The organism is Treponema sp. Marseille-Q4523 (genome assembly GCF_016901105.1).
In the GTDB taxonomy this organism is placed as follows: domain Bacteria; phylum Spirochaetota; class Spirochaetia; order Treponematales; family Treponemataceae; genus Treponema_D.
This window is the reverse complement of sequence record NZ_JAFEVM010000011.1, coordinates 30,329-42,904: the sequence shown is the minus strand read 5'-3', so window position 1 is coordinate 42,904 and position 12,576 is coordinate 30,329. Positions and strand designations below refer to the sequence as shown.

The window sequence follows — 12,576 nt, the reverse complement described above, 5'->3', positions numbered from 1 at the left end:
TGCGATATGGCTGAACGGATCGTTACGGGCTTTCACGCGATCGAAGAGCGCATACGAAGCGCTTCGCATAGCGGAAGCCGCATGCACATCCTGTGGAGCAAAGCGGGTCCGCGCGCAAAAAAAATCATCGCGCTTGCAAAGCAGGAAGGCATCCCTTGCGAACAGACCGACGACGATGCCCTCGATTCGCTTGTTGCACCGCTTTCCGAAACGGCGCGCGACCACCGCGGCATCGTACTCTGCGTTTCGGGTGGATCGGAGAGCGCGCACAACATCGTCGATTTTGACGAATGGATCGCTTCTCTTCCGCCTCATCCAGAAGTTTTATCGACGCAAGCCGCATCATTGCAAAACGGCGCAGTGAAAAACGCTGTCGCCCGAGCCGATACGCAAAACGCTTTCGTAGAAAATGCCGCGTCGCAGTCGGCAGTAGATATCGGCTTATTACAAAATGCTTCCGTGCGAAACGACGCGCCGTATATGACGGTGCTCGTACTCGATTCCGTGACCGATCCGCATAACGTCGGAGCGATCATCCGAAGCTGTGATCAGTTCGGCGTCTCCCTCGTCATCCTGCCGCAGGCTAGGAGCGCAAACGACATTGCCCACAGCGAAGTGATCGCCCGTTCCAGCGCGGGAGCTGCAGCGTGGGTTCCCGTGAGCATCGTACCGAATGCGGTACGCGCGGTTCAGCGTTTAAAAGACGCGGGCTTTTGGGTGTACGGCGCAGATGCAGGCGGAGAGGCGCTCGATTCCGTCGACTTTGCACCGAAAACGGTCATCGTCATGGGGAGCGAAGGGAAGGGGATTTCACCGCTCCTTGCAAAGCAGTGCGATGCGATCGTATCTGTTCCGACGTGCGGAAAGATCGACAGTTTGAACGTGTCCGTCGCTGCCGGCATTTTGCTGTATGAGCGGTATCGGCGTTTCGGAAAATAAAAATATAGTGTAAAAAAAACGCGTACTTCTTTGTCGGGGACGTCCGTTCGGCTCCTTTGTTTTTTGCGGAGCATTCAATTCCGTGTGACCGTCGCTGTCGATTTTTTTTGTTAATAATTATCGCACGGTAACCGCATTGACAGGGCAGTTAATTCCTTGTATTATTTTATTATCTTATCTCTCGATCCTTATATGGAGTTATTACATGGCAAAGACAAAACTCGTTTATTTTTTCGGTAACAAAAAAGCCGAGGGCAACGCCGATATGCGCGCGGAACTTGGAGGCAAAGGTGCGAACCTTGCCGAAATGACGAACATTGGTGTTCCGGTTCCGCCGGGATTCACCATTTCAACCGATGTGTGCAAGATGTACTACGATAATGACAGAAAGTATCCGAAAGAACTGTATTCCGATGTCGCGACGAATCTTGCAAAGCTCGAACGTGCGTTCGGCAAAAAACTCGGCGCAGAGGACGATCCGCTGCTCGTTTCCGTCCGCTCGGGCGCTGCGAGTTCCATGCCCGGTATGATGGACACGATCCTCAACCTCGGCCTCAACGACAAATCGGTGCTCGGTCTTGCGAAAAAGACGAACAACCCGCGCTTTGCGTGGGATGCGTACCGCCGCTTTATTCAGATGTTCGGCGACGTCGCGATGGGCGTTCCGCATGAGGAATTCGAAAAAATCCTTTCGGAAGCGAAAGCTCGTGCAGGTAAAAAACTCGACAACGAACTCGATACGTCCGAGCTTCAGGAAATCGTCGCAAAATACAAAGCGCTGTATCAAAAGACGACAGGAACGGAATTCCCGCAGGATCCGGAAAAGCAGATGTGGCACGCGATCAACGCGGTTTTCGGTTCGTGGATGAACGCGCGCGCGATCAAATACCGCGAGCTCAACAATATCAAAGGATTGAAGGGAACGGCCGTCACCGTTATGGCGATGGTGTTCGGCAATATGGGCAACGATTCCGGCACGGGCGTATGCTTCAGCCGCAGTCCATCGACCGGCGAAAATAAATTCTTCGGCGAATATTTGATGAACGCGCAGGGCGAAGACGTCGTCGCCGGCATCCGCACGCCGCAGGAAATCAGCCAACTGAAAAAAGACAATCCGAAAGTATACGACGAGCTCATCAAAATCCGCAACAATCTCGAAAAGCACTACCACGATATGCAGGACATGGAATTCACCGTTCAGCAGGGCAAGCTCTACATGCTCCAGTGCCGCAACGGCAAACGCACCGGTCCGGCCGCGGTCAAAATGGCCGTCGATATGGTCGGCGAAAAGCTTATCACGAAAGAAGAAGCGATCCTCCGCGTCGAAGCGGATCAGATCGACCAGCTGCTTCACCCGATGATCGACAAAGACGCGGCGAAGCAGGCCGGTGTCATCGCGAGCGGTTTGAATGCTTCTCCGGGTGCGGGCTGCGGCAAAATCGTGTTCACCGCCGATGAAGCTGAAAAGCTTGCTAAAGCGGGAGAAAAAGTCCTGCTCGTCCGCAAAGAGACGAGTCCGGACGATATCGCCGGTATGGCGGCCGCTCAGGGCATCCTCACCGCGACGGGCGGACGCACGTCCCACGCGGCAGTCGTCGCGCGTCAGATGGGCAAGCCCTGCGTTTCGGGTGTCGAAGCGATTCAGTTTACCAACGGCGGCATAACCGTCAACGGTAAATCGTACCGGCAGGGCGATTGGCTTACGATCGACGGTTCGACGGGCAACGTATACGCGGGACAGATCCCGACAAAAGAACCGCAGATCACCGGAGACTTCGGTACCTTTATGAAGTGGTGCGACGAAGTCCGCAACGGCTCCGTCCGCAAAGTCGGTAAATCGACGATCAAAGGTTTCGGTGTCCGCGCAAATGCCGACCAGCCCGATCAGGCGCAGGCCGCGTTCAACTTCGGTGCGGAAGGCGTCGGTCTGTGCCGCACGGAACACATGTTCTTCGATCCTGCGAAACTCGTCTACTTCCAGGCGATGATCGCATCCGATACGACTGCTGCGCGCGAAAAAGCGCTTGCGAAAATCATGCCGCTGCAGAAAAAAGATTTTTCCGGCATCTTCGACGCGATGAAAGGCAAGCCCGTCATCATCCGCTTCCTCGATCCGCCGCTTCACGAATTTATTCCGAAGGACGAAGAGGGTACGCGTAAAGTGCAGCAAGTGCTGAAAGAAGAAGGCATCGACGTGTCGGTTGAAACGCTCACCGCACGCTTCAACTCCTTGAAAGAGTTTAACCCGATGCTCGGACACCGCGGCTGCCGCCTCACGATCACCTATCCCGAAATCTACAAAATGCAGACGGAAGCGGTTACGCTTGCAGCGATCGAATGCAAAAAACGCGGCGTCCCCGTTCGTCCGATGATCATGATCCCGATCGTGTGCGAACCGACAGAGCTTGCGACGATCCGTAGCGAATGCGAAGCAGTCATCACGAAAATCGAAAAAGAGAGCGGCATGAAAGTCGCAATCGAAATCGGTACGATGATCGAAGTTCCGCGCGCCGCGCTCCTTTCCGGAGAGATCGCGAAGGTTGCGGATTTCTACAGCTTCGGTTCGAACGATTTGACTCAGCTGACTTTCGGCTTCAGCCGCGACGATGCGGGCAAATTCCTCGATGCGTACTACCATCGCAACATCCTCGACGACGATCCGTTCAAGACGCTCGATGAAAAGGGTGTCGGTAAGCTCATGGCTATGGCGGTTACGGACGCGCGCGAAGTAAAACCTGAAATGCATCTCGGCATCTGCGGCGAACACGGAGGCGATCCTGCGACGATCGACTTCTGCTACCGCGTCGGCCTCGATTACGTTTCGTGCTCGCCCTACCGCGTACCGATCGCACGCCTTTCGGCGGCACAAGCGGTCATCCGCGCGGCAAAAGCGAAAAAGGCGGCTGCTAAAAAACCGGTTGCAAAAAAAGCTCCGGCAAAAAAGAGCGCCGCAAAAACGGTAAAAAAAGTCGTGCAGAAAAAAGTTGCGGCAAAAGCGACAAAGAAAGCTCCGGCAAAAAAAGCCGCTGTTAAAAAACCGGTTGCAAAAAAAACCGCTAAGAAGGCAAAAAAATAATGTAACAGGCTGATGTGCCGGCGAAACCGTCCGACAAACGCGAGAGCGAAATGCCGGACGGTTTTTTTTATTCCTGCGGAGGGTTATCCACATGCCGCGTCGTAACAAAGGGTATTAAAGCCGACTGCATCGACAGTCTGCGTCGGGAGTATCGCCTGCGGCGTTTTACAATGCCGCGCTGCAGGGCATGGTATCTTCACCGTGCAGAGATACGCGAATTATTAAATTTTAAATTTTCCGACTTCTTCCGTTAAGTTTTGAATACTGTATTTGTTTTTTTGCGTAATCGTGTTTACATCCTGTACAGCATTATTGATCTGTACGGCACCGGCGGCCATCTCGTTCATGCTGTCGGTTATGATGCGGGTAAGATTGCCGAGCTTTTGCATTTCCGAAGCGGCTCCTTCGCCGCCTTTCAGCATTTCTTCCGATCCCGCTTGCACTTCCGTTGTCACCGTATTGATGCTTTTTATCGCGTTTAAAACTTCTTTACTGCCGTTTTCCTGTTCCCGCATGGAATCCGTGAGCCGATCGCTCATCGCTTTTACCTGTTCGGCCAGAGTAAAAATCGTATTGAATTTTTCTTCGACCGTTTTTGAAGCTGCGGAAAGCGTTTCGATTTCACCCGACAGAGTTTTAAGCGTTGACGTTATGGTTTTGCCTTGAGCTGCAGAATCTTCTGCAAGTTTTCGTATCTCGTCCGCGACAACCGCGAACCCCTTGCCTGCTTCTCCCGCGTGCGCAGCTTCGATCGCAGCGTTCATTGCGAGCAGGTTTGTCTGGCTTGCTATGTGCTCGATAACGCTCGAAGCTTCCAAAAGACTTCCCGATTCTTCGGCAATTTTTTGCGTAACGGTATTCGACATTGCAAGCGTATCTTTCCCGTCTGCGGTAGCACTTGCAAGTGTTTTAATAACGTCATCCGTTTTTCCGAGCGTCTGTCCGATCGAATCGATATTTGCAACCATCTGTTCCACTGCGGAAGAGGATTCGGCGACGCTTGCAGCTTGCGTTTCGATACTGGCGTTGAGCTGTTTTATCGTACGTACGATTTCTTCAATAGCAGCTGCGGTTTGGGTAACGCTTGCAGCCTGCGTGAGCGCCTGCTGTTTTACGCCGTCGATATTCGCGCTGATTTGGTGTACGGCGCTTGCGGTTGCCGTCATATTGGAAACGAGTTCGTTGCCGACATCGTTCATTATATTGCCGTTGGTATGAACCGCTTGCAATGCGCTGTGCATTTTATCGAGCGTCTGATTGAAGTATTTTGAAAAATCGGTGATTTCGCTGTTTCCGCTCAACGGTAAGCGGGCGGTTAAATCCCCTTCGCCTACATCGTGTAAAATACCGATCATTCCCGAAATAGGACGAACGACCGCTCGTTTTACGACGGCGGCACTCGCTGCCGTTATGATGAACAAACCGATAACCGACAGCGTAATGATCGTGATAAGGATTTTATTCAGACTCGTCCGAACGCTTTCCTTCGCTTCGGTTATCGTTATGCCGCAAAATAAAAGATACTGTATGGCACCGTTTTCTACCACCGGTCGGTATTCGGTGAGGAACAGCTCGCCCAGTATATCGGCGCTTCCCTTATACGCTTTATTTTGCATTACGGTATCGTATGCTTCGCCTCTTGCCAAATAAGTTCCTACCGCTCTCTTACCGTCTTTCAGTTTTACCGTAGAAAGGATGCTTTTAAATTCACCGTTTTCGAGTGAAAACAGAGTGACTGCCGTTCCGAGCTGGCGGGAAATATTGTCGATGACATCCTGCGTAACGACTTTTTCCGTTCCTCGAAATGTATCGCCCTGAACGCGAAGATGTCCGTATAAAGTTTCAAGATAGCTTTGCAGCGTATTCAAAGCGCTGTCTATGTGTTTGCCTGCCGTTATGTTTACGGCATTTTGCGATGTTGTCTTAATAATGCGGACGGTGATCGGAAGCATGATCCCGACGAATAACAGTGTTGCGCAAAAAAATATGCCGCCGATTTGAAAGCCCAAAGTTTTTCGACGTGCCGTCGTTTTGACGTCAGTATTTTTTTTCTGCGGGATAAAAGACGTATCGTCCATTTCAATGCTCCTATATTAAATAATTATAACATAAAAAATATATGTGTCCAACACATAGCTGAATGTTGTTGTCGGTTCCTGTCGCGTTTCCGTTTTTTCGCAATATTTCAGGCAACAAAATTACATATTTTTGCAACATTTACATCTGTTTTTTTCGGTAAATGAGATTTATGCTGAATATGGAATGTATATGAGAAATACCGCAAGTTTTAAAAACGAACCGTATTCGCGCCTTCGACGAGCAAAAAATATTTTTCGCGATTGGTTTATGAATCCGTATAATTTGCTTGTCATCGCATCGATCATCGTGTTACTGTTTTTCGTCGTCGTCCCGCTTTTGGAGATGGTGTTTACGTCTTTTCAAGTCGATGTGAAAGACGTATCCCGTATAAAAAAATCCGCTGCAGGGGATTGGACCTTATACTATTGGAAACGGCTGTTAAACAGCGTTATTTCAAAAAATATGCTGTACCGGCCGCTCTGCCATTCGCTCTTAATCGCGTGTTTTGTTTCTTTTTTTAGTATCGTCATCGGAGGTATCCTTGCATGGCTTCTTGTCAGAAGCGATTTGCCTTTTAAACGTTTTTTTTCGCTCGCCGTTATCGTTCCGTATATGATCCCTTCATGGTGCGAATCGATGGCCTGGATTTCCGTTTTCAAAACGCCAAATCTGGGAGGCAGTCCCGGATTCTTTTCTTTCTTAGGCATCGTTCCTCCGGATTGGCTTGCATACGGGCCGGTTCCGATTATCTTTGTTTTGACAGTACACTACTATGCATATGCGTATTTGCTTATCGCCGCCTCGTTAAAATCGATCAATTCCGAACTCGAAGAAATGGGACAAATGCTCGGCGCATCTAAAATCCTTATTCTAAAGAAAATTACGTTTCCTTTAGTTATGCCGTCTCTTTTGTCGTCGTTTATCCTCATCTTTTCAAAGGCGATGGGAACCTTTGCCGTTCCGGCATACCTCGGTTTAAAAGTCAGCTATTATACGATTTCAACGATGCTGTATTCCGCGATTAAACAGCAGCAAACTGCAACGGCGTACGGCATTTCATTGATTTTGATAGGGATTGCGGCAGTCATCATTTATATCAATCAAGTTATTATCGGCAAACGCAAGTCTTATGCGACGATCGGAGGAAAGGGAAATCGAAGCAACGTGATTCCGCTAAACCGCTCTAAAATACCCGTTACCGTTATCGTTATGTTGTTTTTAATTGCCGGCGTTATCCTTCCGATTATGATTTTGTTGTTTCAAAGCGTTATGCTGAAGCTCGGTAATTTCGGTTTTTCGAATTTGACGCTGCATTATTGGTTTGGAAAGGCCGATCCGAATATTTATTACGGTACGCCGGGAATTCTCCGTAATCCCGTATTTTATTCAGTGCTTTGGAATTCTCTCAAATTGGTTATCGTTGCGTCGATCCTTGCAACGTTTTTAGGACAGCTTGTCGGATATGTGATTTCACGCGGACGGCATACGCGGAGCGGACGCCTTACGGAGCAGCTGGCGTTTATTCCCTACCTTATTCCGTCTATCGCGTTCGGCGCAATGTATCTCTCCGTGTTTTCGGTCGAACGCTCTGTTATGTTGTTCGGGCACAAAGTGACGGTATTTCCCGCGCTGTACGGGACGTTTACGCTGCTCGTCATCGTAACGATTATTAAAAATTTACCGTTTTCGAGTCGGGCGGGATCCGCAAATATGATGCAGATCAGGACGGAGCTTGAAGAGGCCGGAAAAATAAAAGGAGCCGGCTTTGCCGCTCGTATGATGAGAATCGTTTTTCCGCTTTCCAAAAACGGATTTATAAGCGGCTTTTTTTTAATATTCGTAGCGGTTATGAAAGAGCTTGATCTAATCGTTTTGCTCGTTTCGCCGAAAACGCAAACCCTGCCGTACCTTACGTATTACTATATGTCGGGAGGAATGGAGCAGCATGCGAATGCGTCGGCGGTACTTATGTTTTTAATCGTATTTTTGTCGTATTGGGCGGCAAATAAAATTTTCGGTGCGGATATAACGTCGAGTTTTTGATTGCGGAGTTATCGTATGAGCAGAATAGAATTAAAGAATATCAATAAGTATTACGGAAAACAGCATATCTTAAAAAATATTAATCTTGTTGCCGAAGACGGTGATTTTTTGACGCTTCTCGGTCCGTCCGGCTGCGGAAAAACGACAACGCTTCGTGTTGTCGCCGGTTTGGAAAAGCCGGAAACGGGGACGATTTATCTTGACGAAAAGCAGATCGTAAATGCGCAGGAGCGGTTTTACGAAGAACCGGGAAAACGCGGTATGGATTTGGTTTTCCAATCGTATGCATTGTGGCCGCACATGAATGTTTTTAATAATGTTGCATTCGGTCTGTCGGTAAAAAAACTGCCATCGCCGGAAATCGCCGAAAAGGTTAAAGCCGCATTAAAACGGATGCGAATCGAAGAATATGCGAAACGGTATCCATCCGAGCTTTCCGGCGGGCAGCAGCAACGCGTTGCGATTGCCCGTGCAATCGTATCCGATTCGAAAGTGCTTCTTCTGGATGAACCGCTTTCCAATCTCGATGCGAAGCTTCGGGTCGATATGCGTTCGGAAATAAAGCGGCTGCATCATGATTTAGGAACAACGATTTTATACGTTACACACGATCAGGTGGAAGCGCTTACGATGTCGACCCGTATCGCCATCTTCTTTTCCGGGGAACTTGAACAGGTGGCGACTCCTATGGAATTGTATCAAAACCCGATTTCTCTCAGGGTTGCGGATTTTATCGGCAATCCTAAAATCAATATCATTCATGCACACGTGACAAAAGAAAATAATGCATTGCGCATTTCGTCCGATCTCGGAACTTTTGTCGCCTCGCCCGATTTATTGACTGACGATGTGCCGGATGCCGATACGTTCGATTGTTTTTTAGGAATTCGTCCGGAAAAAATCAAGATCCTTGCAGCACCGGCAGCCGGCAGCATTACCGCGTCGGTATACAGCGTTCAGCCGGCAGGTTCGGAAACCATCGTAAATCTGAAAATAAACGATACGAATATTTTAGTAAAAGATTTGGATATAAAAAATTATAAAACGGATCAAGATGTGCAGATTACTTTTGATACTGCAAAAGTAAACGTCTTTGCAAAAGACAGCGGCCGGTTGATAAAGAGGGTTGTCGGAGATTGAAAAGGTATCCGACAAGCCGTTTAAATACTTATGGAGGTATGATAAAAAGCGACGTCTAAAATATCGCCGTCACTTTTTATCTCGAGTTTGCGCGGACGTTTGCAGAAAACTGATATACGTACCGTTCCTATAAAAATCGATGGATACGATACACGTTATTTTGCAAACTCGACTATCTGACGTGTGCGCTTTCGCGCACGGCTAAAAACTTTTTCGGATGTTGAAACATCCTGCAAAAGTTTTTATGGGAGGTTAATATGAAAAGATGTATCGGTATGTTTGCTGCCGTAGCGCTTTGTTCGTCGACGGCATTTTTCGCTCTCGGAAGCAAAGAGCAGGTAAGCGCTTCATCGAATTGGGCTCGGGAAGTCGGACTCGATAAAACGGAAACCGTTGCTGAATTATACGAAAAAGCGAAAAAAGAGGGTGAAGTCAACGTATACGGGTGTACCGGCCGCATTGAGAATGTGAAAAAAGCATTTGAAGCCGAGTATCCCGGCGTAAAAGTAAACTTTTACGATTTGGGTATAAACGAAATGCTCGAGAAATTTTCCCGCGAATATAAAGCAGGGATCTATACGGCTGATGTTCTCCAGCTGAAAGAACAGACGGGAAGCATTAAACGGGATTATATCGATACCGGTCTTTTGCATAATTATCAACCGACCGATATTTTTTCAGGCGTCAGACAGGAATATTTGGTCGTAACACCTTTTGTCATCGAACTCGATTGGTGGAGTTATAATACGGATATTTATAAGGATCTTCCGATCTCTTCTTGGTGGGATTTAACAAAGCCGGAATGGAAAGGAAAATTCGTCTTACTTGATCCGAGCGGAGAACCCGATCTGCCGGTACTGTTCGCATGCATGGTACAACATGCAGACGAGATGGCGGCCGATTACCAGCGCGTATTCGGAAAGAAAATTGTTCTCGCGTCCGACGAACCGAATGCGGGTTATGCTTGGATTAAACGGATTGCGAAAAATAATCCGATCCTTGAAACTTCAAACAGCAATATCGTAAAAGATGTCGGCGGTGCTCCGAATATGAAAGAAGCACCGCTCGGTTACGGCGTTTCGTCCAAACTTCGCGAACGCGATATCCAGGGTTTTAGACTTGGCGCAATCCGAACAAATTTAAAACTCCTACGACGGCCATAAGTTTTATGATCGCTCAAGTTGCCGATAAAGCGCAGCATCCGAATGCAGCGAAATTATTTATCCGTTATATCTGCGGTGAAAAAAATCATGACGGAAAAGGACTGCAGCCGTTTCTCACTGCCGGCTCATATCCCGTCTTTCCGGATGCTAAAATCACGGCAAAAATGCCGAGCTACGACAGTATTCCGAAGTTTCCGCTCGATTTCGATTTTTATTATGATCATTTTCAAGATGTCAGCGACTACTGGATTTCCGTTCAGCCGTAATATATAATAATTTTTACCGAATAACCGGGAGAATTGTTTTCCCGGTTATAAATGACAAAGGCACTCAATTATGGAACTTATCGAAAAAGAGCTTTCTTCTGAAGAGTTGTACAAAAGCGCATCGTATTCCTTTCGCGTCGATTCGGTTCGTTTACCTAACGGGAAAACGGGAACGCGCGAAGTGGTGAAACATCCGGGGGGTGTTGCGGTTTTAGCGATCGACGACGGTAAAGTCGCACTTGTCCGGCAATACCGATACGCTATCGATCGCCTTACGACGGAAATTCCCGCCGGTAAACTCGATAAAATTCCCGGAGAAAAGCCTGTCGATGCGGCGCGCCGCGAATTACGGGAAGAAACGGGCTGTATTGCGGATTCTATGGAATATCTGGGCATGATGTATCCTTCGCCGGGAATTATTACGGAAACGCTTTATATCTTTTATGCACAGGGACTTCAAAAAACGCGGCAGGAGTTGGATGACGACGAATTTCTCAACGTCGAATGGCTTCCGGTCGATACGCTGCTCAAACAAATCGGCGACGGAGAGATAAACGATTGCAAAGCGATTTGCGCTTGCATGTTTGCGCACCTCAAAGGCCTATTGTAAAACTATGTTTCAATTATTGCTCGCCATCATTTATACCGCCTTTATCAGTCTCGGTTTGCCGGATGCGCTGCTCGGATCCGCATGGCCGGTTATGTACCGCGAATTCGGAGTAAATGTTTCTTGCGCCGGCATCATTTCTATGATCATCGCTTTTGGAACCGTCGTTTCGAGTTTGCAGAGCGATCGATTGACGAAAAGATTCGGAACCGGATGGGTGACCGCCGCGAGCGTTGCACTGACTGCGTTTGCGCTTTTCGGTTTTTCGCTCGCACACTCGTTTTATGCGCTCGTCTTTTTAGCGCTCCCGTACGGACTCGGTGCGGGCAGCGTAGATGCGTCGCTGAACAATTACGTCGCGCTGCATTACAAAAGCCGCCACATGAGCTGGCTGCACTGTATGTGGGGAGTGGGTGCCGCACTCGGTCCCTATGTTATGGGTTTTGCGCTTGTGCACGGGCACACGTGGAATATGGGCTATCGCGTGATCGCAGTGCTGCAGATCGTGTTGACGGCGCTTCTCGTTTTCAGTTTGCCGCTTTGGAAACGAAACGATAAAAACGATGCAGCCGAACGGATATCCGGAGCAGTGCAAGTTCCCGCATCCGATATACGCCCATCCGTGCCGAAGACGACGGAGCCTTCCGCATTCGACTCGGAGGATACCCGTCCGCTTTCGCTTAAAGAAATTATTAATTTGCCCGGCGCAAAAACGGTGATGCTTTCTTTTTTCTGTTATTCCGCGGTGGAACAGACGAGCGGACTTTGGGCTGCAAGCTATGCGGTTTTGCATAACGGCGTTTCGGCGGATGTCGCGGCGCGCTATGCGAGCCTCGTCTACCTCGGTATCACCGCCGGCCGCGCGCTCGGCGGTTTTATTTCGATGTATTTGAACGATACGCAGATGGTGCGGTTCGGTGAAATCGTTATCCTTGCCGGAGTGATATTGCTCTTTGTGCCGTTCGGAAATACGTTTACACTTTCGGGTTTCGCGCTTATAGGGCTCGGCTGTGCGCCCGTTTTTCCGAGCCTCATCCATGCAACGCCGCATCATTTCGGGGCAAATAAATCGCAGGCGGTTATCGGTGTACAGATGGCAAGCGCGTATATAGGCACTTGCGCTCTGCCGCCGCTCTTCGGTTTTATCGCCGACAGATTCGGCATCTCGCTTTTGCCCGCATACGTGCTGCTCTTTTGTGTTCTCATGATCGCGTCTCACGAGCGGCTCGTACGGCTGACAAAGCGTGTAAAATAAAATTTAAT

General features: G+C 48.9%; 8 protein-coding genes and 1 pseudogene. 8 read left to right on the top strand and 1 reads right to left on the bottom strand.

Annotated elements, in window-relative coordinates:
- Nucleotides 1-6 precede the first annotated feature (6 nt).
- Together rlmB and ppdK are read left to right on the top strand one after the other, a co-directional pair.
- The gene (gene rlmB / locus JSQ97_RS05045; protein ID WP_205075053.1) at nucleotides 7-939 is read left to right on the top strand and encodes a 23S rRNA (guanosine(2251)-2'-O)-methyltransferase RlmB; all 933 of its coding nucleotides are present in this window, start codon (nucleotides 7-9) and stop codon (nucleotides 937-939) included.
- Between the two features lie 205 nt (nucleotides 940-1,144).
- Nucleotides 1,145-4,015 (top strand): pyruvate, phosphate dikinase, encoded by a 2,871-nt coding sequence (gene ppdK, locus JSQ97_RS05040; RefSeq protein WP_205075052.1) that lies wholly within the window; start codon nucleotides 1,145-1,147, stop codon nucleotides 4,013-4,015.
- 221 nt (nucleotides 4,016-4,236) lie between these two features.
- Here the strand turns inward: ppdK and JSQ97_RS05035 are convergent.
- A pseudogene (locus JSQ97_RS05035) lies at nucleotides 4,237-5,781 on the bottom strand (methyl-accepting chemotaxis protein); the annotation flags it as partial.
- A gap of 502 nt (nucleotides 5,782-6,283) precedes the next feature.
- On the opposite strand from JSQ97_RS05035, the gene JSQ97_RS05030 reads away from it, so the two are divergent.
- The 6 genes from JSQ97_RS05030 (at nucleotide 6,284) to JSQ97_RS05005 (ending at nucleotide 12,568) form a co-directional block, all read left to right on the top strand.
- Nucleotides 6,284-8,137, top strand: coding sequence for an ABC transporter permease (locus tag JSQ97_RS05030; protein ID WP_205075050.1), 1,854 nt, complete (start codon nucleotides 6,284-6,286; stop codon nucleotides 8,135-8,137).
- Nucleotides 8,138-8,152: 15 nt separating this feature from the next.
- Nucleotides 8,153-9,277, top strand: a complete 1,125-nt coding sequence (locus tag JSQ97_RS05025; RefSeq protein WP_205075049.1) for an ABC transporter ATP-binding protein — start codon at nucleotides 8,153-8,155, stop codon at nucleotides 9,275-9,277.
- A 257-nt stretch (nucleotides 9,278-9,534) separates the two neighbouring features.
- On the top strand, nucleotides 9,535-10,440 hold the full coding sequence (locus JSQ97_RS05020) for an ABC transporter substrate-binding protein (RefSeq protein ID WP_205075048.1): 906 nt from the start codon (nucleotides 9,535-9,537) through the stop codon (nucleotides 10,438-10,440).
- 5 nt (nucleotides 10,441-10,445) lie between these two features.
- Complete coding sequence (locus JSQ97_RS05015; protein ID WP_205075047.1) at nucleotides 10,446-10,706, top strand: hypothetical protein; 261 nt, start codon at nucleotides 10,446-10,448, stop codon at nucleotides 10,704-10,706.
- A 70-nt stretch (nucleotides 10,707-10,776) separates the two neighbouring features.
- Entirely contained in the window at nucleotides 10,777-11,316 is a 540-nt protein-coding gene (locus JSQ97_RS05010; RefSeq protein ID WP_021495667.1) for an NUDIX hydrolase, read from the top strand.
- Between the two features lie 4 nt (nucleotides 11,317-11,320).
- Complete coding sequence (locus JSQ97_RS05005; protein WP_205075046.1) at nucleotides 11,321-12,568, top strand: MFS transporter; 1,248 nt, start codon at nucleotides 11,321-11,323, stop codon at nucleotides 12,566-12,568.
- Nucleotides 12,569-12,576: the final 8 nt, after the last annotated feature.